Below are 24,548 nucleotides of genomic sequence, written 5' to 3' on the forward strand. Positions count from 1 at the left end.
GGGTCACTGACATGTAGTGTCAGTGTCCGTGCGCGCCTCCCGCCTGGTCTCGATCCTGCTGCTGTTGCAGACGCGCGGCCGCATGACGGCCCACGACCTCGCCGAGCGCCTGGAGGTCTCCGTCCGCACCATCTACCGCGACATGGAGTCCCTGCACGCCGCCGGCATCCCGCTCTACGGCGACGCCGGGCCCAACGGCGGCTACCAGCTCCTCGCCGGCTACCGCACCCGCCTCACCGGGCTGACCACCGACGAGGCCGAGTCGTTGTTCCTGGCCGGGCTGCCGGGGCCGGCGGCCGAGCTGGGCCTCGGCGCGGTGGTGACCGCCGCCCAGCTCAAGCTGATGGCCGCGCTCCCCGTCGAGCTGCGCGACCGCGCGGGCCGCATCCAGGAGCGGTTCCATCTCGACGCGCCCTCCTGGTACCGGGACGCCGAGCCGGTCACGTACCTGCCGGCCGTGGCCGACGCCGTGTGGAACGAGCGGGCCGTCCAGGTCACCTACCGGCGGTGGAAGGCGCCGCAGGAGGTGGAACGGCGGCTGGAGCCGTACGGGCTGGTGGTCAAGGCGGGCCGCTGGTACCTGGTGGCGCGCTGCGGCGAGCACGTGCGCACCTACCGCGTCTCCCAGATCCTCGACCTGCACGCCCTCCCCGAGACGTTCGCCAGGCCGGACGACTTCTCCCTGGCGGCGTACTGGCAGGGTTACCTGGCCGAGTTCGAGGCCAGGCTGCGGCGCGGCGAGGCGGTGGTGCGGCTGTCGCCGCGCGGCCTGGAACGCCTGCCCGACCTCATGACGCCCGGCGTCGCGGCGGCCGCCCGGGAGACCGCCGAGCCGCCGGACGCCGAGGGCTGGACGCGGGTCACCCTGCCGATCGAGTCGCACGACCACGCGCTCGGCGAGTTCCTGCGGCTCGGGACCGACGTCGAGGTGCTGTCCCCGCCCGCGCTGCGCGAGGCCCTGGGCGCGGCGGCGGCGGAGCTGGCCCGGCGCTACGCCTGACGCCGGGGCACGCCGCTCCGGGGCCGGGCCTCTTCGGGCTCGGCCCGCCGAGTTGATTCGCCGCGGAAAGCATGATCTGATCCCAGATCAGCGTCGCAGTGCACCCGGCCAGGAGACCGCCGCGGGCATGGAGGCGCCGTGACATCGGACACGACCATGAACGACTTCCCCGAGCCGGCCCGCCGTCTGGCGGCCTTCGGCAACCAGCTGATCGACGTGCACCTCCGGCTCCGCGAAGAGCTGGCCAGGCTGCGCGACACCGCCGGCCGCGGCGGCTCCCTGCGCGACCTGCGCACCCACTGCCTGACCTTCTGCTCGGCGATCACCACCCACCACACCGGTGAGGACGCCACGGCCTTCCCGGTGCTCGCCGCCGAGTTCCCCGAGCTGCGCCCCGTCCTTGAGGAACTGCGCCGGGACCACGAGCAGGTGGCCGCCATCCTGCGCGACCTGGAAACCCTGCTGACCGCCGACGCGCCCGCCACCCGTGACGTGCGCACCGAGCTGGACGGCCTGTCGGCCCTGCTGGAATCGCACTTCGTCTACGAGGAGAAGCGGATCGTCGCCGCCCTCAACGCCCTGCCCGCCACGACGTGGAGCGCTCCGGCGTTCCTGGACTGACGCGCGGTCGAGCCGGACCGCTCGAACCAGGGAAACAATCTGTGTGGAGCTATGGGGATTCGAACCCCAGACCTCCTCCATGCCATGGAGGCGCGCTACCAACTGCGCCATAGCCCCTGGTCACCGCTGCGGGATCACCCGTTGCGGCGCTCCGAGAGCATATAGCCATCCGCGCCCTTTCGCCTAATCGCCCGGCCGCCGTCCCCGCTGCGCCCGTGCCACCAGCACGGCGAGCCCATCGAGCTGCCCGCGGAGCCCGAACTCGAAGACGGAGTCCAGGTCCAGATCCACCCCGGGATCCGTGACCACCTTCGCCAGGGTCGGGAAGGCACCGGAGGCGAGCAACTCCGCCATCTCCCCTTCGTGCTCGCTCAGCCAGTCGTCCTCGGTCACCCCGGTCTCGGTACGCGCCCGCAGCTCCGCCTCCAGGGCCACGGCGGCGCCCCGGACGAAGTTCACCAGGGACACGACGGCGTGCAGCATGGTGCCGGCGTCGAGGCCGAGCCCGTCCAGGGCCCGCAGCAGCCGTTCGGTGGACGCCATGCCGTTGGGCACGAGCTGCGGCCGGGTCAGCGAGACCGCCTGCGCCAGCCACGGATGCCGCAGGTGCACCCGCCACAACTGCCGGAGCTCCAGCTCCAGCCGGGCCCGCCAGTCGCGCGGCGGCCGCCCGGCGGGCGGCTCCTCGCCGTAGACCGCGTCGATCATGAGCCGGACCAGCTCGTCCTTGCCCGCGACGTGCCGGTACAGGGACATGGCCGAGGCGTCGAGCTCGGCGGCCAGGCGGCGCATGGACACGGCGGCCAGCCCCTCCCGGTCGGCGACCCTGATCGCCTCGCGCACGACGCGCCGCGCGGTGAGGTCCTGCGCCGCCCGCCGCACGGGCCCGGCGACGACGGTTCCGACCCCCGGCACGGCCCGCGTGAGCCCCTCCTCGCGCAACCTGCCGAGGGCCCTGGTCGCGGTGGCCATCGCCACGCCCCACTCGCGGATGATCTGGCGGGTCGAGGGCACCTTGTCCCCCGGCGCCAGCTCGCCGGCGGCGATGCGGTCGCGCAACTCCGCCACGATCCGCAGATACACGGGCCGATCCACGGCCACCCCTTCCGCAGCACTAGTGCACCAGGCTCGGCGCACCCGGCGGCACCTTCTCACCGCACTAGTGCGCCGGGCGACCCTCTTGCCTGCCGGAAAACCCGAACCTACGGTACGCGTACAACGTACATGGCGCACTACCCAAGGAGGCAACCGTGCAGACCGTCCTCATCTCCGGCGGCGGCGTCGCCGGGCCCACGCTCGCCCACTGGCTGGCCCGCCTCGGGTTCCGGCCGACCGTCGTCGAACGCGCCCCCGCCCTGCGCACCGGCGGCCAGGCCGTCGACTTCCGCGGCGCCCCGCAGTTGGAGGTCCTGAAGCGCATGGGCGTGCTGGACCCGATCAGGGCGGCCCAGACCGGCATGGGCGACATCGCCATCGTCGACGACGCCGGCAGACGGCTGGCCAGGCTGCCGTCGGAGGTGTTCAGCGGCGACGTGGAGATCCTGCGCGGCGACCTGACCCGCATCCTGAACGAGGCCGCCCCCGCCGAACGCCTCCTCGGCGACTCGATCACCTGCCTGACCGAGCGCCCCGACGGCGTGCACGTGACCTTCGAAAAGGCCGCGCCCCGCACGTTCGACCTGGTCGTCGGCGCGGACGGCATCCGCAGCAAGGTACGCGAGCTGGCCTTCCCGGCCGCTCCCCTGCGCCATCTCGGCTTCTACGGCGCCGTCTTCTCCGTCCCCGGCACGTACGGGCTGGACCACGACGGCCTGATGCACAACGTGCCGGGCCGCTGCGCCACCATCGTCCGGACGAACGGCCGGACCAGGGCGTCGCTCGACTTCGCCACGCCCCCGCTCGACGTCGGCCACCGCGACCAGGCGGCGCAGCGGGCCCTGGTGGCGCGGGCGTTCCGGGGAGTGGGCTGGCAGGTCCCGTCCCTGCTGGCGGCCATGGACCGGGCCGAGGACTTCTACTTCTGGCAGGCCGCCCAGGTCGTCCTGCCCCGGTGGTCGTCCGGCCGGGTGGCGCTGGTCGGAGACGCCGGGTACGCCCCCGGCCCCGGCGGCATGGGCACGGGGCTCGGGATGATCGGCGCGTACGTGCTGGCCGCCGAGCTGGCCGCGGCCCCCGGCGACCACAGTGCCGCCTTCGACGCCTACGAGCGGCGGATGAGACCGTACGTCGAGGTGTGCCAGAAGCAGGCCGAGGGGGCCGACAAATACCTCGTGCCGGGCACACGGGCGCGGATCCGGCTGCGGAACCAGATGATGCGCATGCTGCCGTACCTGCCGGGCAAGGGCATGGTCAAGCGGATGACGGACAAGGCCGCGAGCGCCGTCACGCTGCCGGACCACCCCCGGCAGGGCGCTCGCCGCCCCGCGCAGCCGGCCTGAGCCGGTCGGCTACGCCTCCGCGTCAGGGCGGTCGTCGCTGCTGATGGGCTCGGGCAGGGTGCCCGCGTTGTGTTCGAGCAGCCGCCAGCCCTGACGGCCCTCCTGCAGCACCGACCAGGAGCAGTTGCCCAGCCCGCCCAGCGCCGGCCACAGCTCCTCGGGCAGTCCGAGCAGCTCGCAGATGCCGAGCCGCAGCGCGGCGCCGTGCGAGGCGACGACCAGGAGCCCGTCGTCGTCGAGCTTGGCCGCCCACTTGCGCATGGAGGCGGCCACCCGGGTCGCGACCTCCGAGACGGGCTCGCCGTCGGGGGCCTCCCAGGCGATGTACTCCTCGGGCCAGCGCGCGGCGATCTCGTCGCGCGTCAGCCCCTCCCACTGGCCGCCGCCGCGTTCGCGGAAGTCCTTGTCGACGGTCACGTCGAGCCCCACGAGCCTGCCGAGCGCCAGGGCCGTGTCATGGGCGCGCTGGAGGTCGGAGGAGACGATGAGGGTCGGCCGCAGCGAGGCCAGCAGCGAGGCGGCCCTGGCCGCCTGCGCGACGCCGGTCTCGTCGAGCGGGATGTCGGAGTGGCCCTGGAAGCGGTGCTCCACGTTCCACAGGGTCTGTCCGTGGCGGAGGCAGACGATCCGCCTGCTCAACTGCGGGCCCGCTGCATGTTGGCGAGCATGACGCTCTCCGGCAGGCCGATGGCCGGGCAGTCCTTCCACAGACGCTCGAGCGCGTAGAACGTGCGGTCTTCCTCATGCTGAACGTGCACGACGATGTCGATGTAGTCGAGCAGCACCCAGCGGCCCTCGCGCTCGCCCTCGCGGCGCACGGGCTTGGCGTCGGCCTCGGTGCGCAGCCGGTCTTCGATCTCGTCGACGATGGCGCGGACCTGGCGGTCGTTCGTGGCGGAGCAGAGCAGGAAGGCGTCGGTGATGACGAGCTGCTCGCTCACGTCGTAGGCGAGGATGTCATCGGCCAGCTTGTCGGCCGCGGCCTCGGCGGCGATCTGGACGAGCTGAACGGATCTGTCGGATGCGGTCACGATGCGGGTCTGTCCTCCTGTGTCGGCAGCATGCCCATATACCGAGGGTACCCTTCCAGGCCGAAACCCCTCACCCACGGCGCGGAGAGCTTCAGCCTTCCCCGTGATACAACCCTCGTTTGTTGATGTACTGCACGATTCCGTCCGGCACCAGATACCAGATCGGCTCCCCCTTGGCCACCCGCTGACGGCACTCCGACGACGAGATGGCCAGCGCGGGGATCTCCAGCAGGGTCACCCTGCCCTCGGGCAGCCCGGGGTCGTGCAACGTGTGCCCGGGGCGGGTGCAGCCCACGAAGTGCGCCAGCTCGAACAGCTCGTCGGCGTTCTGCCAGCCCAGGATCGCGCCGAGCGCGTCGGCGCCGGTGATGAAGTACAGATCCGTCTGCGGGCCGTAGACGTTGGAGATGTCCCTCAGCGTGTCGATGGTGAAGGTGGGGCCGGGGCGGTCGACGTCCACCCTGCTCACGGAGAAGCGGGGGTTGGAGGCCGTGGCGATGACCGTCATCAGATAGCGGTCCTCGGGCGCCGACACCTCGCGTCCGGACTTCTGGTACGGCCGCCCGGTCGGCACGAACACTACCTCGTCGAGGTCGAAGTGATGGGCGACCTCGCTTGCTGCGACCAGGTGGCCGTGGTGGATGGGATCGAAGGTCCCGCCCATCACACCCACCCGCCGCTTCCCCTGGACCCCAGGCGCGTTCATCATGAGTCGGACCCTACGCGGACGCGGTACCCGAACATGACGGCACCCCCCTTGGTGATGTCCGCGCATCACATCCGTTGCGGACGTAGCATGCCGGGCATGACGACCACCCCGGACCGCAACCGCGTCCAACTGCCCGGCATCTCGTCCCGAGCCTACGAACACCCCGCAGACCGGTCCGCCCTGGTCGCTCTGCGTAAGTTGAGTGGGTTCGACACGGTTCTCAAGCAGATGTCCGGTCTTGTGAGTGAGCGCCGCCTTCGCCTGATGTACCTGGCGTCGTCCGTGCGCGTCAGCGAGACCCAGTTCCGCTCCCTGTACGACATGGGGCGCGACGCGGCCTACATCCTCGACCTGCACCGCATCCCGGAGATCTACGTCCAGCAGGACCCGAACGTCCAGGCCAAGGCCATCGGCTTCGACGACCCGTTCATCGTCGTCACCACCGGCCTGCTCAACCTCATGGACGAGGAGGAGCAGCGCTTCGTCATCGGCCACGAGACCTCGCACATCCTGTCGGGTCACGCGGTCTACCGGACGATGCTCGACATCCTCACCCGCCTCGCCACGCGCGTCGCCTGGATCCCGCTCGGCTACATCGGGTTGCGCGCGATCGTCGCGGGCCTGGAGGAGTGGTACCGCAAGTCGGAGCTCTCCTCCGACCGCGGCGGCCTGCTGACCGCCCAGAACCCCGAGTCGGCCAAGCGCGCCCTGATGAAGCTCGCCGGCGGCGCCTACACCCACGAGATGAACATCGAGGCGTTCCTGGCGCAGTACCAGGAGTACGACACCGCGGGCGACCTGCGCGACGGCTTCCTCAAGGTGCTCAACCTGCTCGGCACCACCCACCCGTTCGCCGTGGTGCGCGTCGCCGAGCTCGACAAGTGGCAGCGCAGCGGCGAGTACGACCGCATCATCGGCGGCGACTACCCCCGCAGGGAGGACGACGCCAACGCCCGCGTCACCGACGAGATCAAGGCGGCGGCCGAGTCCTACCGCGCCTCCTGGTCCCAGTCGCAGGACCCCTTCATCGGCGTGCTGCGCGACGTGGCCGAAGGGGCGGTGAACGCGGGCGAGCGCATCTTCAACCGCTTCTCGCGCCGCGACGGCGGCCAGGGCTGACCGGCCGGCCGTCCTCGCCGCCTACAGCAGGAGGGCGATCGCGCGCACGGCGGCCGCGCACAGGGCGACGAACCCGCCCAGCACGGCCAGTGCGCGCAGCCCTTCCCTGCGCAACTCCGGCAGCTTGCCGCCGATCCGCTCGATCTCGCGCCCGGTGATACCGCCGCACAACATGCCGAACACCACCGCCGCGACCGTCACGGGCGCCGGCTGCTGCCACCAGTCGGAGTCGATCTGACCGCCACCGGTCACCCAGAGCGCACCGCCCGACGCCACCGCGACGGGCACTCCCGGCCACACCACGGCGGTCGCCGCCGCCCCGGTCAGCGCGAACGGGAACAGCAACACGCGCAGCGCGATCCGCATGCGACGCGCGCTGCGCTTCCTGACCAGCCAATGACTCATCCAGAGCGTCCTGGTCAGCACCACGAACGCCGTCGTGATGGCGATCGAGGCGATCGGCCAGATCACCGACGTCACCACGCACGGCACCGCCAGCACCGCGAGCAGCAGCAGAGCCGTGTTGCCCGCGGGCAGCGTGGTCGGCGCCTCGCCCCTGAGCCTGGCCCGCCGGCCGTCCTGTGACCTGCTCCGCACGGCCGCCGTCGCCCGCGCGCGCGGGCCCGTCTTGGGGTCGGCGCCGGTCCTGGTGCGGGGCGTGGCGGCCTTGCCGTCGGTGTTCGTCCTGCCCCGCGGCGGCGGAACCGCGCCGTCGGCCCTGACCCGGGTCCCGTCGGCGCCGGTCCTGGCCCGCGTGCCGTCCGTGCCGGTGCGGGTGCGCGTCCCCTCCGTGCCGGTGCGGGGACGTGTCCCCTCCGTGCCGGTTCTGGCGCGAGTGCCCTCCGTGCCGGTCCTGGCGCGGGTGCCCTCCGTTCCCGGCCTGGGGCGGGGGGCGGAGGCCGGTCCGTCCGTGCCCGGTCTGGGGCGCGCGGCCGGGGTCGCGCCGTCGGCCCGGTTCCGCGCGGCGGGCGGTTCCGTCCGGTTGCGCGCCGTGGGCGGTTCCGTCCGGTTCCTGGGTACGGGCGTCTTCCCGTCCCCGCCGGTACGCGTGCGCGGCACGGGCGTCTTCCCGTCGGCGCCCGTACGGCCGCGCGGCACGGGCGTCTTGCCCTCCGTGCCGGCCCGGCCGCGGGGCGCGGGGACCTCGGCCGTCGTGCCGTTCGCCCGGCTTCGTGCGCTCTCGCCCCTGGACGCCTCCTCGGCGGCCGCGGGCGCGTCGCCGTCGGGCCCGTTGGTGGCCTTGGCCAGCCGGGAGAGCCGGTCGGCCAGCAACGCCGCGGTGGGCCGCTTGCCGGGCTCCCGGTTGAGCGCCGCCCGCACCAGCGGCAGCAGCGCCACCGGCACGCCCTTGAGGTCGGCCTGCCCGTTCAGCACCGCGTACATCTGCGCCTCGGCCGTGCCGCGCCCGAACGTGGGTCGCCCGGTCGCCGCGAACGCCACCGTCGCGGCCCAGGCGTGCACGTCGGCGGGCGAGTCGACCTGCTCGTCGGCGAAGATCTCCGGCGCGGTGTAGCCGGGCGTGCCGAGGAACGTGCCCGTCATGGTGAGCCGGGTCGCGTCGAGCACCTGCGCGATGCCGAAGTCGATGAGGACCGGCCCCTCGGTGCCCATGATGATGTTGCCCGGCTTCAGGTCGCGGTGCACGACCCCGGCCGCGTGGATGATGGCCAGCGCCGCGGCGATGCCCTGCGCCATGTGCACGAGCTGGCCCAGGTCGAGCGGCCCGCTCTGGCGTACGCGCTCCAGCAGCGTGACGCCCTCGATGTGCTCCATGACCAGGTAGGGCCGGGCACAGCTCAGGTCGGCGTCGAGCACCTTGGCCACGTAGGGGCTCTCGACCCTGCGCAGCGCGCGCACCTCGCGCTCCAGCCTGACCCGGGACATCTCGTCCTCGGCCAGGTCGTGGAGGACCTTGAGTGCGACCTGCTCGCCACGGCGGGTGGTGGCGAGGTAGACCTCGCCCATGCCGCCTCGGCCGAGCCGCTCGACCAGGCTGTACGGCCCGACCTTGCCGAGCTTGCTCACCGTCCCTCCCCGCCCGGCGCGCCCATAAGGGACACAACCCTAGCGCTGGGACGACAGTTGACGCCCGCGGCGCGCCGGAGCCGTTGAACCTTTATCGGGGTGAACGGTCGGAGAGCATGCTGTCGAGCTCGGCCGTGGGTTCCTCGGCCAGGGGCTTGCGGCCCTTCCTGCGCCAGTTGACGTGACCGCGGCTCTCCAGCCAGAGCAGCAGACGGTCGGCGCCGAACAGCACCGCGGCCGAGAAGACAAGGGCGACGACAATTTCCATGACACCCAGTCAACCGAGGCCGCGGGCCGCCGGTCAGCCCGACACGCCGACTAACCGCAAGCCGGTCCGGGCACCACAGTGCCTTCTGACGTGCGCAGATGCCCTTCTCCCGTGTAGATCCACTTGGTGGAGGTCAGCTCCGGCAGGCCCATCGGGCCACGCGCGTGCAGCTTCTGCGTGGAGATGCCGATCTCCGCGCCGAACCCGAACTCGCCGCCGTCGGTGAACCTGGTCGAGGCGTTCACCGCCACGGCCGCGGAGTCCACGAGCGAGACGAAGCGGCGGGCGGCCGGCTGCGACCGGGTGACGATCGCGTCGGTGTGCCCGGAGCCGTAGCGCCGGATGTGGGCCACGGCCTCCTCCAGCGAGCCGACGACGGCGGCGGCGATGTCGAGCGACAGGTATTCGGTGGCGAAGTCGTCGTCGGTGACCGGCACGACCTCGCCGTAACCGGCGATGCGCTCGTCGCCGTGGACGGTCACCCCCGCCTCGGCCAGCGCCCGCAGCGCCCTCGGCACGAACGCGTCGGCGACCCCCTCGTGGACGAGGAACGTCTCGGCCGCGTTGCACACCGACGGCCGCTGCGCCTTGGAGTTGACCAGGATCTGCACGGCCAGGTCGAGATCGGCCTCCGCGTCGACATAGACATGGCAGTTGCCGACGCCGGTCTCGATCACCGGGACCGTGGACTCCTCGACCACCGAGTTGATCAGCGCCGCCCCGCCGCGCGGGATCAGCACGTCGACCAGCCCGCGGGCGCGCATCAGCTCCTTGACCGACTCCCGCGTCGTACCGGGCACCAGCTGCACCGCCCCGGCGGGCACCTGCGTGCCCGCGAGCGCCTCCTGCATGATCCGCACCAGCGCCGTGTTGGACGAGTAGGCGCTCGACGAGCCTCTGAGCAGCACCGCGTTGCCGCTCTTGAGGCAGAGCGCGGCGGCGTCGACCGTGACGTTGGGACGCCCCTCGTAGATGATGCCGATCACGCCCAGCGGCACCCTGAGCTGCCGCAGCTCCAGCCCGTTGGGCAGCGTGCTGCCCCGGACGACCTCGCCGACCGGGTCAGGCAGGTCGGCCACCTGCCGCACGGCCTCGGCGATGGCCTCGATCCTGGCCTCGTCGAGCCGCAACCGGTCGATCATCGCCTCGGACGTGCCCTGGGCCCGCGCCCGCTCGACGTCTTCGGCGTTGGCCTCGACGATCTCGGCCGCGTGCGCGACCAGGGCGTCGGCGATCACCCGCAACGCCCGGTCCTTGGGCGCCCGCGGCAGCGGGGCCAGCTCGGCGGCGGCCTCTCGTGCCGCGCGGGCGACCTTCAGGAACTCCTCGGACATCGCGTGCTCCTCACTGGTGACGGGCTTCCAGTATGACGATGTCGTCGCGGTGGATCAGCTCGCGTTCATATTCCGGACCGAGCGCGCTGGCCAGCTCCTTCGTGGAGCGGCCGAGCAGCCCCGGGATCTCCACCGCGTCGAAGTTGACCAGGCCGCGCGCCACCACGCCGCCCTGCGGCCCGCACAGGTCGACCGGGTCGCCCGCGGCGAACTCGCCCTCCACGGACGTCACGCCGGCGGGCAGCAGCGACTTGCGCCGGCCCACGATCGCCTCGACCGCCCCCTGGTCGAGATGCAGCCGGCCGCGCCCGGTGGTGGCGTGGGCGAGCCACAGGAGCCGCGTGCCGGGGTGGCGGCCGCCGGGGTGAAAGTAGGTGCCGATGTCGGCGCCGGTGAGCGCCTGGGCGGCGTGAGCGGCGGCGGTGAGCACGACCGGCACGCCCGCGCCCGTGGCGATCCTGGCCGCCTGGACCTTGGTCACCATGCCGCCGGTGCCGACCGCCGCGCCGTTCCTGCCCAGCTCGACGCCGACCAGGTCCTCGGGGCCGCGCACCTCGGCCAGCCGGCACGAGCCGGGCCGGCTCGGCGGGCCGTCGTAGAGAGCGTCGACGTCGGACAGCAGCACCAGCGCGTCGGCGTGGATCAGGTGGGAGACCAGCGCGGCGAGCCGGTCGTTGTCGCCGAACCTGATCTCGTCGGTCGCGACCGTGTCGTTCTCGTTGACGATCGGCACGATGCCCAGCTCCAGCAGCCGCGCCAGGGTGCGCTGGGCGTTGGCGTGGTGGGCGCGGCGCATCATGTCGTCGGCGGTCAGCAGCACCTGGCCGACGCGCAGGCCGTAACGGGCGAAGGAGGAGGTGTAGCGCGCGACCAGCACCCCCTGGCCGACGGAGGCGGCCGCCTGCTGGGTGGCCAGGTCGCGTGGCCGCGCCGACAACCCCAGCGGGCCGAGACCCGCCGCGATCGCTCCCGACGACACCAGCACGATCTGCGCCCCGGCACGCCGCCGCGCCGCCAGGACGTCGACCAGGGCGTCGACCCGGTCCACGTCGATCATGCCCTGGGGGGTGGTGAGCGAGGAGGAGCCGACCTTGACGACGACCCTCGACGCTGAGCTGATCTGTTCCCGCACGCCTGACAGCCTATCCGCGCCCCACCCCCACCTCCGTCCCGCTTTCACCCCCCGCGGAACCGCGACCGCCGCATGCCGCACCGGCGGTCCCCCGTACGCCCCCGCCCCCAGGGCCGTCACTCCCGAGAGACCTCAGCGACCCACCGCTGGGCCACCGCCTCCGGACACGTCGCCCCCCGTGGACTCACAGCGGTCCCACCGCACGGCCACCGCCGCCGGGCCGGCCCGCACAGAAGGGCGGCGATCCCCCCACGACCACCACCCCCGGCCGCTTCACCCCCGTGGAACCCGCAGCCATCCCGCCACGAGAACCACCGACGGGCACGTTCGCGCCCCGCCCGCCGCCTGGGCCACCCATACGAGGGTCCCAGCCGACGGTCACCCCAAACGGCATCACCAGCCGACGGCCACCTCATATGAGGGTCACCTCAAACAGCGGTCACCAGCCGGCGACCACCCCATACGACGGTCACCAGCCGGCGGCCACGCCAGACGGCAGCCACGCCAAGACGACCCTCACCCCCGGGCAGCGGTCAGCCCAGGCGGTTGTCCGAGCCGCGCGGCCCCTGCCGCACCGACTCGGCGCTGAGCGTCGGCTGCCAGTCGAAGACGTATCCGCCCTCCATCGGCCCGATGACCACCTCGGCCCCCGCCTTGGCGCCCGCCTTGACCAGCTCATCCTCCACGCCGAGCCGTTCGAGCCGGTCGGCCAGGTACCCGACGGCCTCGTCGTTGCTGAAGTCGGTCTGCCGGATCCACCGCTCGGGCTTCTCCCCGGTGACCTGGAACATGTTCTCGTTGACCCGCCGCACCTTGAACCCGGCCTCGCCGAGCTGCTTGGGCCTGATCACCAGTCGGGTCGGCTCCTCGACCGGCTTGTTGGCCCTGGCCGCCGCCACCCACTCGCCCATCGCGTACGTGAGCTCCCGCAACCCGTCGTGCGTGGCCGCCGAGATGACGAAGACCTGCAGCCCCCGCTCCTCGAACTCTGCCCTGACCAGGTCGGCCAGCTCCCGCGCGTCGGGCACGTCGGCCTTGTTCAGCACGATCATCCGCGGCCGGTCCTCAAGCTTCCCGTACGCCCGCAGCTCGGCCTCGATCACCTCGTAGTCGGTGACGGGGTCGCGCCCCGGCTCCATGGTCGCGCAGTCGATGACGTGCACGAGCATGTCGCAGCGCTCGACATGGCGCAGGAACTCGTGCCCGAGCCCCTTGCCCTGCGAGGCCCCCGGGATCAGCCCGGGCACGTCGGCGACCGTGAACACGTTCTCGCCGGCCGTCACGACCCCCAGGTTGGGGATGAGGGTGGTGAACGGGTAGTCCGCGATCTTCGGCTTGGCCGCGCTCAGCGCCGCGATCAGCGACGACTTGCCCGCGCTGGGGAACCCGACCAGCGCCACGTCGGCGACGCTCTTGAGCTCCAGCATGACGTCGAGCCCGTCGCCGGGCTCCCCCAGCAGCGCGAACCCGGGCGCCTTCCGCCGGGACGTGGCCAGCGCGGCGTTCCCGAGCCCGCCGTGACCGCCCTGCGCGATCACGTACCGGGTGCCGGCCCCCACGAGGTCCACCAGCACCTCACCGGTGTTGGCGTCCTTCACCACGGTCCCGTTCGGGACGGCGAGGATCACGTCGTCGCCGTTGGCGCCGTCGCGGTTGGAGCCCTGCCCCTGCTTGCCGTTGTCGGCCTTGCGATGGGGACGGCGGTGGTAGTCCAGCAAGGTCGCGGTGTTGGGATCGACCTCAAGGATCACGTCGCCGCCACGGCCGCCGTTCCCCCCGTCGGGGCCGCCGAGCGGCTTGAACTTCTCCCGGTGGATGGAGGCGCACCCGTTCCCTCCGTCACCGGCCTTGACGTGCAGGACCACCTGGTCCACGAAGTCCGGCATCCAGCTCTCCTCCATCAAGCCCACCAGGGCAATACAAGATCAATCACAACATGGCGCCCCCGCAGGGCCCCCAGAAAACGCCTAAGGGGTGGATCGACAGGCGATCCACCCCTTGAAGCAACACCGAAGCGAAGCTGATTACTCCGCGACGGGAACGATGCTGACGGCGCGACGACCGCGCTTGACGCCGAACTGCACGTGGCCAGCGGCCAGCGCGAACAGCGTGTCATCGCCACCACGGCCGACGTTGTCGCCGGGGTGGAAGTGGGTGCCGCGCTGACGAACGATGATCTCGCCCGCGTTCACCAGCTGGCCGCCGAAGCGCTTGACGCCCAGGCGCTGAGCGTTGGAGTCACGGCCGTTCCGGGTGGACGACGCGCCCTTCTTGTGTGCCATCTCTCAAACTCCCGATCAGGCCTGGTCGATACCGGTGATCTTCACCTGGGTGTACCGCTGACGGTGACCCTGGCGCTTCTTGTAACCGGTCTTGTTCTTGTACTTGAGAATGCGGATCTTCGGGCCCTTGGTCTCACCGAGGATCTCGGCGCTGACCGTGAACTTGCCGGCCTCGGTGGTCACATCGCCGTCGTTGACGACGAGCACCGTCGGCAGCGTAACCGAAGAGCCGACCTCGCCGGCGACCTTGTCCACCTCGAGGACGTCACCGACGGAGACCTTCTGCTGCCTGCCGCCGCAACGAACGATCGCGTACACCGCGGAACCCTTCTACTGACTCGCTGTTGCCCTCAGCCGCCCCGCATCGAGGCGGCCGCCGAATGCTGCGCCTATCATTCGGCCTGTCTCAAACCGACGAACCGAGTAAGCGCGCCAACAGGGCACGTCACCTGACGCACCGATTCACCAGGGTACCGCTTAACGGTGCCCTAGGCGAACCGGACGGATCGTCGGAAGCCTGCCGAGGCTACTCGGCGGACTTGGCTCGGCGGGAGCGTCGCCGCCCTCTGCCGGAAGTCTGGCTGGCCTGGTCGTCCTCAGCCGGGACGTCATCAAGCGCACCGGTCACGGTATCACGGCTGGCGGAGTCCTTGGCCGCGGAAACCTTGTCCGAGACCGCCTTCTCGATCGCCATCTTGCCCTGCGTGCCGCGCGGCTCCGGCTTGGCCTCGACCGGCTCGGTCGAGACGATCAGCCCGCGCCCGTTGCAGCACTCACAGGCCGTCGAGAACGCCTCCAGCAGCCCCTGACCGACCCGCTTACGCGTCATCTGCACCAGGCCCAGGGAGGTCACCTCGGCGACCTGGTGCTTGGTCCTGTCGCGCGCCAGGCACTCCAGCAGCCGCCGCAGCACCAGGTCGCGGTTGGACTCCAGCACCATGTCGATGAAGTCGATCACGATGATGCCGCCGATGTCCCGCAGCCGCAGCTGGCGCACGATCTCCTCGGCCGCCTCCAGGTTGTTCCTGGTGACGGTCTCCTCGAGGTTGCCGCCCTGGCCGGTGAACTTGCCGGTGTTGACGTCGACGACGGTCATCGCCTCGGTACGGTCGATCACCAGCGAGCCGCCGCTCGGCAGCCACACCTTGCGCTCCAGCGCCTTGCCCAGCTGCTCGTCGATCCGGTAGGACTCGAACACGTCGCCCTGCCCGGTGCCCCAGCGCGACAGGCGCTCGGCCAGGTGCGGCGCGACGTACTTGACGTAGTCGTCGACGGTGTCCCAGGCGTCGTCGCCCTGCACGACCAGCGAGGTGAAGTCCTCGTTGAACACGTCGCGCACGACCCGGATGGTCAGGTCGGGCTCGGCCGACAGCAGCTCGGGCGGGCTGGCCGACTTGGCCTTCTTCTGGATGTTCTCCCACTGGGCCGACAGCCGGGCCACGTCGCGGGCCAGCTCGTCCTCGGAGGCGCCCTCGGCCGCGGTGCGGACGATCACACCGGCGTTCTCCGGCATGACCTTCTTCAGGATGCTCTTGAGCCGGGTGCGTTCCTTGTCGGGCAGCTTGCGGCTGATGCCGGTCATCGACCCGTCCGGCACGTACACCAGGTAGCGGCCGGGCAGGCTGATCTGCGAGGTGAGCCGGGCGCCCTTGTGGCCGATCGGGTCCTTGGTGACCTGCACCAGCACCGACTGGCCGGACTTCAGCGCCGCCTCGATGCGCTTGGGCTGGCCCTCCAGCCCGGCGGTGTCGAAGTTCACCTCACCGGCGTACAAGACGGCGTTGCGCCCCTTGCCGATGTCCACGAACGCGGCCTCCATCGACGGCAGCACGTTCTGGACCTTGCCCAGGTAGACGTTGCCGACGTAGGACTGGCTGGCCTCGCGGTTGACGTAGTGCTCGACGAGCACGCCGTCCTCCAGGACCGCGATCTGCGTACGGTCGCCCTGACGGCGCACCACCATCATGCGGTCGACGGACTCACGGCGGGCCAGGAACTCCGACTCCGTGATGATCGGCGGACGCCTGCGGCCGAGCTCGCGCCCCTCGCGGCGGCGCTGCTTCTTGGCCTCCAGGCGGGTCGAGCCGCGCACGCTCTGCACGCCGTCGGTGGCGGTCTCCAGAGAGGCGGCACGGCCGGAGCGCGGCGCGCGGATGCGCACCACCGTGTTCGGCGGGTCGTCGCTGGAGGGCTCCAGGGTCTCCTCGGTGCCACGGCGACGACGACGGCGACGGCGACGCGAGCCGGCGCCCTCTTCCTCCTGGGCCTCCTCGCCCTGGTCCTCGCCTTCCTCCTCGTCGCCTTCCTCGCCGTCCTCGGCCTCGTCACGCTCGCGCGACTTGCCGCGGCCCCGGCCGCCGCGACGGCGCCGGCGACGACGGCCGCCGCCCTCCTCCTCCTGCTCGTCGGAGGTGTCGAGGTCACCCTCGTCCTCGACGACGGTCTCGTCGACCAGCTCCTCGATCTCCTCGGGCTCCGGCTCCGGCTCGGGCCGCCGGATCACGGCGGGCTTGCCCTGGCTGGGGTCGGGGGCCTGGAACAGCGGCGCGAAGATGGCCGCGGGACGCTGGAACGCCGTGCCCGGCTCGTCGTGCCTGCGCGCGCTCAGCCCGAAGGGGTCGGCGAGCAGGCTCGGCCGGTCGACGTCCTCGTCGAGGTCCTCGCCGGCGGGCTCGTCGTCGAGCGGCTCGTCCTCGGGCAGGATCTCCAGGATGTCCTCGTCGGCCGCCTCGGCGGCCTCGGGCACGGTGACGGCCACCTCGACGTCGGAGGGCGTCGCGACGACCTCGACGTCGGCGCCCGCCGGCGCCTCGACGACGACCTCTTCGGCCTTCTTCCGCGTACGCCGCCGCTTCGGCGCCTCGGCCTCCTCCTCCGGGAGCGCTCCCGCGACCTCCGGCTCGGCCTTCTTGGTCGTACGGCGGCGCGTCGTGGTCGCGGTGGACCGCGTGCGCGTGGCCCTCTTGGGCTTCTCCTCGGGAACGTCGGCGGCTTCCACCACGGCCTCGGCCATGGCGGCCTCGACCACGCCGGCCACCTCGTCGGCCTCGGCCGGGCCACCCGCGTACGCGGGGCTCTCGGCCTCCGGCGCGCCCGGACTCCGCACCACGGGCGCCACGACCGGCTCGGCCGCACCGGCCACCTGCCCGGCGGCCTCCCGCCGCTCGACGACCGGCGCCACGACGGGCTCCACGGCGGGCTCCGCCGACGTGCCGGCCTGCGAGGCGGCGGGGCTCTCGGCCTGCTGCGGCGCCGGCCCCTCGGGCACGACGGCCCCGGCCACGGCACCTTCAGAAACACCGGCCCCGGCAGCGGCGCCACCAGGCGCGCCGACGCCGGTCACGGCACCTTCGGGCGTGCCGGCACCGGTCGCGGCACCTTCGGGCGTGCCGGCACCGGTCGCGGCACCTTCGGGCGTGCCGGCACCGGTCGCGGCACCTTCAGGCGCACCGGCCACAGCGGAGGCACCCTGCGGCGCACCGGCTCCAGCCACGGCGCTCTCGGGCGCGCCGGCCTGTGCCTGAACGCCCTCCGGGCCGCCCTCGGCGGCTCCGGCCGGGCCTGCCGGCGATTCGGGCGCCGCCGCGCGGGCCCGGGTTCTCCGGCCGCGCCCGGCGTCGGGCGCGGGTTCTCCGGCAGCGCGCTGCACGGCGTTGGTCTGCACCGGTTGCACGTCGGCAACCGACGGCGCGGCCTGGGCGGCCGCGACGGTGATCGGGGCGGTGGCGGCCGGCTCCTCCGGCAGCTCCGGCGGAGGACCCGCCGGGCGGCTCGCGGAACGGCGGCGCCTGGTCACCTTGGGCTGTTCAGTTGTCTCCCCGTCAGGGCCAGTGGCCCCGGCGTTGGGCTCGTTGTCGAGCATGCGGGCGCTCTCCCGTCAGCTCCCGGGCGCGTCGCCGCGCCGCGCAGGAGCCCTCGTGTCTCGTTGTCCGCCCCCACCTCCGGAAAGGAGGCGCGGGCGCCAAGTCCTGTCAGCGGTGGCGCCCCGCTCGCGCAGGGCACCTCCTTAGCCGACGACGTGCTCACCCGCCGGTCCCGCCTCGCCGCCGCGCGTCGTATCGCGGTCAAGGCCGAGCGGGTCGGCAAGCGCACCGGTACCGGCGTCGAGCGGCCCCTGCGCCAGCCTGGTCACCTCGGGGGGGACCGGCGGCGCGAAGTCGGCCACAAGGCGCAGCCCTGTGAGCACATCATCGGGTCGAACGGCAGGCGTCATGTGCCGAACAACCATGCGCAGTATGACACACGTCTGTCCTGGCACCTGAGCTGCGGTTCTGTCTGTTCCCTCGGACACCACGAGCCCCAGGACGGCCTCCCGCGCGTCGAAGCGCCGGGGGCCCTTCTTGGTGAGGCGCTCGACCTCCACGGTGCCCGCCGCGAGGAACTTCTCCACCGCCGTCTCGGCGAGCTCGCGATCGGCCCCGGGCAGGCGTACCTCCCAGTCGGAGACCTCCAGGCGGTCGGCCAGCCCCCCCGGGCCCGCCTGCACGACGTCGAGCACGTCGAGACCGGGCGGCAGTGACGCGTCCAGGCTCGACTTGACCTGCTCGGGGTCGCACAGCCTGGTGACACCGATCTCGAGGTATTCGGCCTCGCTGGCGACACCGGTCGGCGCTGCGCCCGCGTAGGAGATCTTCGGATGGGGCGAGAAGCCCGCGCTGAAGGCCACCGGAATGCCGGCACGGCGGACCGCCCTCTCGACGGCCCGCGAGATGTCGCGGTGACTGGTGAAGCGCAGACGTCCGCGCTTGGCGTAACGCACACGAAGGCGCTGCACCGTAGGCGCGGGCGGAGGCCCGTCGGGAACAGGTTTCAGAGCTTTGCGTCCTTCCCTTGTAAGAGTTCCTTCTCCCAGGATAAGCCGCCGCGACACGTGTATGTGTACGCCGTGACACGGCTCGCCCACTGAGCGCGCTAGACCACGGTGAGAGGAAGGAGCTTGCGCCCTGTCGGGCCTATCTGGATCTCGGTGCCCATGGTCGGGCAGACCCCGCAGTCGTAGCACGGGGTCCAGCGGCAGTCTTCGACCTCGCCACCGGACACGGCCTCCTGCCAGTCCTGCCAGAGCCATTCGCGGTCGAGCCCGGCGTCGAGGTGGTCCCACGGAAGGACCTCGTTCTCGGCCCGCTCACGCGTGGTGTACCAGTCGACGTCGACGCCCGCCTTCTCGGCGGCCTGCATCCATCTGTCGTAGGAGAAGTGCTCGCTCCACCCGTCGAACCTGCCGCCGGCCTCCCACACGGCCCTGATCACCGCGCCGACCCTGCGGTCACCGCGCGAGAGCAGGCCCTCCACGATGGACGGTTTGCCGTCGTGGTAGCGGAAGCCGATGGCCCGGCCGTACTGCTTGTCGCCGCGCAGCGAGTCGCGCAGCGCCTTGAGCCGTCGGTCGACGGTCTCATGGTCGGCCTGCCCGGCCCACTGGAACGGGGTGTGCGGCTTGGGCACGAACCCGCCGATGGAGACGGTGCAGCGGATGTCGCGGCTGCCGGTCGCCTCACGGCCCGCCTGGATGACCTTCTTGGCCAGGTCGGCGATGCCGAGCACGTCTTCGTCCTGCTCGGTGGGCAGGCCGCACATGAAGTAGAGCTTCACCTGCCGCCAGCCCTGCGAGTAGGCGGTGGTGACCGTGCGGATGAGGTCTTCCTCGGTGACCATCTTGTTGATCACCTTGCGCATGCGCTCGGAGCCGCCCTCGGGGGCGAACGTGAGACCCGAGCGCCTGCCGTTCCTGGAGAACTCGTTGGCCAGGTCGATGTTGAAGGCGTCGACCCGGGTCGAGGGCAGGGACAGCGAGGTGTTGGTGCCTTCATAGCGGTCGGCCAGACCCTTGGCGACCTCGCCGATCTCGGAGTGGTCGGCCGAGGACAACGACAGCAGGCCGACCTCGTTGAAGCCGGACTCCTTGATGCCGTTGTCGACCATGGCGCCGATCGTGGTGATCGAACGCTCCCGCACCGGACGGGTGATCATGCCCGCCTGGCAGAAGCGGCAGCCGCGCGTGCAGCCGCGGAAGATCTCCACGCTGAACCGCTCGTGCACCGTCTCGGCCAGCGGCACCAGCGGCTTCTTCGGATAGGGCCACTCGTCGAGGTCCATCACGGTGTGCTTGTGCACCCGCCACGGCACCTCGGACCTGTTGGGCGCGACCCGCTTGATGCGCCCGTCGGGGTGGTAGTCGACGTCGTAGAACTTCGGCACGTAGACGCCGCCGGACTCGGCGAGCCGCATCAGCAGCTCGTCGCGCCCGCCGGGACGCCCCTCGGCCTTCCACTCACGGATGACCTCGGAGATGGCGATCGAGATCTGCTCGCCGTCGCCGAGCACGGCCGCGTCGAGGAAGTCGGCGATCGGCTCGGGGTTGAAGGCCGCGTGACCGCCGGCGAGCACGATCGGGTCGTCCTCGCCCCGGTCGACCGCGTTGAGCGGGATCCCGGCCAGATCGAGCGCGGTCAGCATGTTGGTGTAGCCCAGCTCCGTCGAGAACGACAGGCCGAGCACGTCGAAGGCGCGCACCGGCCGGTGCGCGTCGACGGTGAACTGCGGCACGCCCTCGGCCCGCATGAGGGCCTCCAGGTCTGGCCAGACCGCGTAGGTGCGCTCGGCCAGGGTGCGGGGCAGCTCGTTGAGGATCTCGTAGAGGATCGCCACGCCCTGGTTGGGCAGCCCGACCTCGTAGGCGTCCGGGTACATCAGCGCCCACCGCACGTCGGCGGAGTCCCAGTCCTTGACGGTCGAGTTGAGCTCACCCCCGACGTACTGGATGGGCTTCTGCACCTTGGGCAGCAGCGCTTCCAGGCGGTGGAATATCGACTCGACAGGCATACCGTCCAGGGTAGCGGCGCGCGGACGGTGACAAATCCGGCCCACCGGCGGACGGCCCCCGTTACGCGCTCAGTTGAACGACTGCCGCCGCACTCTGATGGCCAGAAGCAGCCCTACCGCCATGAGGTTCGCGAACGTGGCAGTGCCGCCATAGGACACGAAAGGCAGCGGCAGACCGGTGATCGGCATGATCCCGATCGTCATCCCGACATTGATGAACGTCTGGAACGCGAACCAGCACACGATCATGCCCGCGACCAGCGTGCCGAACCGGTCGTCGCAGTGCCTGGCGACCTTCAGCCCGCGCAGCAGCACCACGCCGAGCAGCAGCACCACGGTGACCGACCCGATGAACCCGAACTCCTCCCCGGCCACCGTGAAGATGAAGTCGGTGTGCTGCTCTGGCACGAACCGGCCGGTCGTCTGCCCGCCGCCGAAGAGCCCCTTGCCCAGCAGTTGCCCGGAACCGATCGCGATCAGCGACTGCGTGCTGTTGTAGCCCACCCCGCGCGGATCGACCTTCGGATCGACGAACGCGGTGAACCGCGCCACCTGGTACGGCTCCAGCAGGTTGAACCAGAACACGCAGAACACCCCGGCCGCCGCCACGAGCACCAGCCCGACGATCCACCGCTTGCGCACGCCCCCGATCACCAGCCCCGCGGCCGTGATCACGGCGAGCACGAGCGCCGTGCCGAGGTCGGGCTGCAGCATCACCAGCCCCATCGTGATGCCCGCCGCGACCAAGGCCAGCGTGATGTCCAGGGCGCGCGGCCGGTCGCTGCCCTCGGCGGGCTGGGCCAGCAGCATCGCGATGATCAGCAGCAGCCCGACCTTGGCGAACTCCGACGGCTGCACCGCGAACCCGCCTCCGAGCAGGATCCACGAGTGCGACCCGTTGATCGTCGCGCCCAGCGGCGTGATCACCAGCGCCAGCCCCACCAGCGACACCAGGAACACCAGCGGCGCGTACGCCCGCATCGCCCGATGGTCGACCATCGCCACCACGGCGCACAAGGTGACCCCGATGACCTCGTTGAGCAGGTGTTTCTTGACCAGCCCGGTGGCGCCGGGCGCCCACGTGCGGGTCGAGGACCACACCAGCAGGGTGCCGATCAGGCACAGCCCGGCCACCGCGACCAGCATCAGCCCGTCCATGCGGCGCACCACCGAGTGCTCGCCGATCGCCCGCTGGATGAGCGAGGGCCGCCGCGCGGCCACGGCGCGGTTCATTGGTGGATCACCGTCCCGTCGGGCGCGAACTTCGGCAGCTTGGTCGGGAGTCTTCCGCCGGGCACGGCGGCCGGCTCCCCCTTGAAGCCGTAGATGCCCTCGTAGATCTCGCGTGCGGCCGGCGCGGCGGTCGAGGCGCCCATGCCACCCTGCGACACCATGACGACCACCACGAACTGCGGATTGTTCGTGGGCGCGAACGACGCGAACCACGAGGTGTCCTTCTTGCCCCACACCTCCGCGGTACCGGTCTTGCCGCCGATGCGCACCTTGTCCATCGGGAAGCCGGTGAACGCCCCCGCCGCGGTGCCGTCGGAGGGCACCTGGCTCAGCGCGTTCTTGATGTAGTTACGCTCCTTGTCGCTGATCGGCAGCTTGCCGACCACCGGCACGTCGATGGTCTTGACCACCTTGCCGTCGGGCCTCACCTGCGCCCACCCGATGCGCGGGCTGCGGACCTTGCCGTCGCTCACCAGCGCCATGTACGCCCGCGCGAGCTGCATCGGCGTCACCAGGACGTCACCCTGACCGATGGCGAAGTTGGCCGAGTCACCGGGCCGCAGCAGGAAGCCCTCGGTGCAGTTCTCCAGGGCCAGGCGTTTGAGGAAGTCGGCCCGCGCCCGGTCCTTCTCCTCCGGATATCCCTTGCGCGACCGCTCGCAGCTCGTGGCGCTGGTGCGGTTCCACAGGTCCTTCTTCCAGGCCCGGTCGGGGATGCGCCCGGAGGACTCGCCCGGCAGGTCGACCCCGGTCGGCCGGCCGAAGCCGAAGGCCCTGGCCGTGTTGGCGAACACCTCCTTGGTGCGCTTCTTCGGGTTGCGCCCGCCGTCCTTCAGGTACTGCTCGTACGCCGCCCGGTAGAAGATGGTGTCGCACGACTTGACCAGCGCCGTGTGCAGGTTCATCTGCCCGAGGCCGATCCCCCGGAAGTTGCTGAAGGACCGGTCGCCCACCATGTACGCCCCGGGGCAGTCGTACGTGCCGTTGAGCGGATACCCGGCCCGCAACATCGCCGACACCGACGACACCTTGAACGTCGAACCGGGCGCGAACTGCCCGTTGATCGCCCGCGACACCAGCGGCTTACCCGACTTGTCCGACAACAGCCACTGGTAGCCCTTGGCCGAGATGCCGCCGGCCCAGATCTCCGGGTCGTACCCCGGCGCGCTGGCCACCGACACCACCCGCCCGGAACGCGCGTCGAGCACCACCGCGGCGCCGCCGTCGGCCCCGGGCGCGTTCTTCATCGCGTTGGCGAGCGCCTTCTCCGTCACCGCCTGCACCCGCGCGTCGATGCTGGTCACCAGGTGGTCGCCGGCGACCGGCGGCACCTGCTCCTCGACCCCGAGGGCCTTGCCCATCCGGTCGACCTGCACCCTGCGCAGCCCCGACTTGCCACGCAGCGCGTCGTCGTAGACGTACTCGATGCCGTCGCGCCCGGCCAGGTCGACACCGGAGAAGCTGGCCTTGAGCCCCTCGCGCTTCTCCAGCTCCGCCTCGGTCACCGGCTGCAGGTAACCCAGCATCTGCGCCCCGGCCCGTCCGCCCGGGTACTGCCGGACGGAGTGGATCTCCGCGGTCACCCCCGGGAACTCCTCCTGCCGCTCCAGGATCTGCAACGCCTCGCGCGTGTCCACCTTCTCGTCCAGCGGAACCGGCTGGTACGGCGACCCCGTCCAGCACGGCTTGCCCACCCCCGGCCCGCAGGGCGTGATGCGCTGCCGCAGGTCCTTGACCGGCCGGTCGAGCACCGAGGAGAGCCTGCGCAGCACGCTCATCCCCCCGCCCGGCATCCTGTTCAGCTTCGTCCGGTCGACGGACACGACCAGCGCCGTCCTGTTGCGCACCAGCGGACGCCCCGACGAGTCGAGGATCTGCCCCCGCACCGCGGGCACGATCACCGTGCGCGTCCTGGTCTCCATCGCCCTGGTCACGAACTCCTGGCCGCGCACGACCTGCACCTGCCACAGCCGTACGGCCAGCACGACGAGCAGCAGCACCACCAGGACGTGCAGCACCAGCAACCTGGTACGCATGCGGATCATGTCGAGTACCTCGGCTGTCTCCCCCGGGTGGCCAGCCAGATCACCACCGGCGCCACGATGAGCGTGTAGAGAACGGTGACGGGCACCTGCTGGGTCAGCGTCGCCAGCGACACCCGCGGATCGGACAGCAGCCCGGCCACCCCCACGGCCACCAGCGGCGCGATCAGCACGCACAGGACCACGGTCGTCGCCGGCCCGCCCGCGCCGCGCCCCGCCACATAACCGACCACGGCCAGCACGAACGCGTACTGGCCCATCAGATGCGCGGTCGGCGGCACCAGGTCCACCAGCAGCCCCGAGAAGAAGCCGACCATCGCCCCCGCCACCGGCCCGCGCTCCAGCGCCATGCCCACCACCGCCAGCAGCACCAGGTCAGGCGCGCCGCCCGCCGGCAACGGCAGCCGGTTGACCAGCATGACCTGTGCCAGCAACGCCAGCACCACGACCATCGCCCCGATCACCGCGCCTCCGTCCCCGCCGAAAGCAGCA

General features: G+C 71.7%; 21 protein-coding genes and 1 tRNA gene. 4 read left to right on the top strand and 18 right to left on the bottom strand.

All coding sequences use genetic code 11. The features are described from left to right. Positions 1-28: 28 nt before the first annotated feature. Together ACIBQ6_RS45750 and ACIBQ6_RS45755 are read left to right on the top strand one after the other, a co-directional pair. Entirely contained in the window at positions 29-1,000 is a 972-nt protein-coding gene (locus ACIBQ6_RS45750) for a YafY family protein (RefSeq protein ID WP_358283984.1), read from the top strand. Between the two features lie 138 nt (positions 1,001-1,138). Next, entirely contained in the window at positions 1,139-1,621 is a 483-nt protein-coding gene (locus ACIBQ6_RS45755) for a hemerythrin domain-containing protein (RefSeq protein WP_358283982.1), read from the top strand. 44 nt (positions 1,622-1,665) lie between these two features. Here ACIBQ6_RS45755 and ACIBQ6_RS45760 read toward each other — a convergent pair. Then, a tRNA-Ala gene (locus tag ACIBQ6_RS45760) sits at positions 1,666-1,738 on the bottom strand. A 66-nt stretch (positions 1,739-1,804) separates the two neighbouring features. Further along, complete coding sequence (locus tag ACIBQ6_RS45765; protein WP_397218989.1) at positions 1,805-2,716, bottom strand: TetR/AcrR family transcriptional regulator C-terminal domain-containing protein; 912 nt, start codon at positions 2,714-2,716, stop codon at positions 1,805-1,807. Between the two features lie 155 nt (positions 2,717-2,871). On the opposite strand from ACIBQ6_RS45765, the gene ACIBQ6_RS45770 reads away from it, so the two are divergent. Continuing rightward, positions 2,872-4,059, top strand: a complete 1,188-nt coding sequence (locus ACIBQ6_RS45770) for an FAD-dependent monooxygenase (protein ID WP_397218990.1) — start codon at positions 2,872-2,874, stop codon at positions 4,057-4,059. A gap of 9 nt (positions 4,060-4,068) precedes the next feature. On the opposite strand, the gene ACIBQ6_RS45775 is transcribed toward ACIBQ6_RS45770, so the two are convergent. From ACIBQ6_RS45775 to nadD, 3 genes are all read right to left on the bottom strand, one after another. Then, the gene (locus ACIBQ6_RS45775) at positions 4,069-4,698 is read right to left on the bottom strand and encodes a histidine phosphatase family protein (RefSeq protein WP_358283976.1); all 630 of its coding nucleotides are present in this window, start codon (positions 4,696-4,698) and stop codon (positions 4,069-4,071) included. Further along, the gene (gene rsfS / locus ACIBQ6_RS45780) at positions 4,695-5,090 is read right to left on the bottom strand and encodes a ribosome silencing factor (protein ID WP_125639389.1); all 396 of its coding nucleotides are present in this window, start codon (positions 5,088-5,090) and stop codon (positions 4,695-4,697) included. The genes ACIBQ6_RS45775 and rsfS overlap by 4 nt, the downstream gene beginning before the upstream one ends. A gap of 91 nt (positions 5,091-5,181) precedes the next feature. Then, positions 5,182-5,799, bottom strand: a complete 618-nt coding sequence (gene nadD / locus ACIBQ6_RS45785) for a nicotinate-nucleotide adenylyltransferase (RefSeq protein WP_358283974.1) — start codon at positions 5,797-5,799, stop codon at positions 5,182-5,184. Positions 5,800-5,886: 87 nt separating this feature from the next. Here nadD and ACIBQ6_RS45790 point away from each other — a divergent pair, with 87 nt between their 5' ends. Beyond that, positions 5,887-6,918, top strand: a complete 1,032-nt coding sequence (locus ACIBQ6_RS45790) for a M48 family metallopeptidase (protein ID WP_358283972.1) — start codon at positions 5,887-5,889, stop codon at positions 6,916-6,918. 21 nt (positions 6,919-6,939) lie between these two features. On the opposite strand, the gene ACIBQ6_RS45795 is transcribed toward ACIBQ6_RS45790, so the two are convergent. The 13 genes from ACIBQ6_RS45795 to mreD all read right to left on the bottom strand — a co-directional run bounded on the left by ACIBQ6_RS45795 (position 6,940) and on the right by mreD (position 24,520). Further along, positions 6,940-8,943 (bottom strand): protein kinase, encoded by a 2,004-nt coding sequence (locus tag ACIBQ6_RS45795; protein WP_397218991.1) that lies wholly within the window; start codon positions 8,941-8,943, stop codon positions 6,940-6,942. A 91-nt stretch (positions 8,944-9,034) separates the two neighbouring features. Then, positions 9,035-9,211, bottom strand: a complete 177-nt coding sequence (locus ACIBQ6_RS45800) for a hypothetical protein (protein WP_352325645.1) — start codon at positions 9,209-9,211, stop codon at positions 9,035-9,037. Positions 9,212-9,261: 50 nt separating this feature from the next. Further along, the gene (locus ACIBQ6_RS45805) at positions 9,262-10,545 is read right to left on the bottom strand and encodes a glutamate-5-semialdehyde dehydrogenase (RefSeq protein WP_397218992.1); all 1,284 of its coding nucleotides are present in this window, start codon (positions 10,543-10,545) and stop codon (positions 9,262-9,264) included. Positions 10,546-10,555: 10 nt separating this feature from the next. After that, on the bottom strand, positions 10,556-11,677 hold the full coding sequence (gene proB, locus ACIBQ6_RS45810) for a glutamate 5-kinase (protein WP_397218993.1): 1,122 nt from the start codon (positions 11,675-11,677) through the stop codon (positions 10,556-10,558). Positions 11,678-12,210: 533 nt separating this feature from the next. Then, on the bottom strand, positions 12,211-13,563 hold the full coding sequence (obgE, locus tag ACIBQ6_RS45815) for a GTPase ObgE (protein ID WP_397218994.1): 1,353 nt from the start codon (positions 13,561-13,563) through the stop codon (positions 12,211-12,213). 138 nt (positions 13,564-13,701) lie between these two features. After that, the gene (gene rpmA / locus ACIBQ6_RS45820; protein WP_012893687.1) at positions 13,702-13,959 is read right to left on the bottom strand and encodes a 50S ribosomal protein L27; all 258 of its coding nucleotides are present in this window, start codon (positions 13,957-13,959) and stop codon (positions 13,702-13,704) included. A 15-nt stretch (positions 13,960-13,974) separates the two neighbouring features. Further along, on the bottom strand, positions 13,975-14,277 hold the full coding sequence (gene rplU, locus ACIBQ6_RS45825) for a 50S ribosomal protein L21 (RefSeq protein ID WP_055506260.1): 303 nt from the start codon (positions 14,275-14,277) through the stop codon (positions 13,975-13,977). 208 nt (positions 14,278-14,485) lie between these two features. Beyond that, a complete protein-coding gene (locus ACIBQ6_RS45830; RefSeq protein WP_397218995.1) occupies positions 14,486-17,242 on the bottom strand; it encodes an Rne/Rng family ribonuclease in 2,757 nt (918 codons plus the stop codon). Between the two features lie 723 nt (positions 17,243-17,965). Next, positions 17,966-18,718 (bottom strand): TIGR03936 family radical SAM-associated protein, encoded by a 753-nt coding sequence (locus tag ACIBQ6_RS45835; protein WP_352329263.1) that lies wholly within the window; start codon positions 18,716-18,718, stop codon positions 17,966-17,968. A gap of 152 nt (positions 18,719-18,870) precedes the next feature. Further along, the gene (locus ACIBQ6_RS45840) at positions 18,871-20,781 is read right to left on the bottom strand and encodes a TIGR03960 family B12-binding radical SAM protein (protein ID WP_358283962.1); all 1,911 of its coding nucleotides are present in this window, start codon (positions 20,779-20,781) and stop codon (positions 18,871-18,873) included. A 69-nt stretch (positions 20,782-20,850) separates the two neighbouring features. Continuing rightward, positions 20,851-22,014, bottom strand: coding sequence for a rod shape-determining protein RodA (gene rodA, locus ACIBQ6_RS45845; protein ID WP_358283960.1), 1,164 nt, complete (start codon positions 22,012-22,014; stop codon positions 20,851-20,853). Then, positions 22,011-24,059, bottom strand: a complete 2,049-nt coding sequence (gene mrdA / locus ACIBQ6_RS45850; protein WP_358283958.1) for a penicillin-binding protein 2 — start codon at positions 24,057-24,059, stop codon at positions 22,011-22,013. The genes rodA and mrdA overlap by 4 nt, the downstream gene beginning before the upstream one ends. Beyond that, complete coding sequence (gene mreD / locus ACIBQ6_RS45855; protein WP_352328456.1) at positions 24,056-24,520, bottom strand: rod shape-determining protein MreD; 465 nt, start codon at positions 24,518-24,520, stop codon at positions 24,056-24,058. Before mreD ends, mrdA begins: the two co-directional genes overlap by 4 nt. Positions 24,521-24,548: the final 28 nt, after the last annotated feature.

Origin of the sequence: Nonomuraea sp. NPDC049655 (assembly GCF_044465465.1) — a bacterium.
GTDB lineage: Bacteria > Actinomycetota > Actinomycetes > Streptosporangiales > Streptosporangiaceae > Nonomuraea.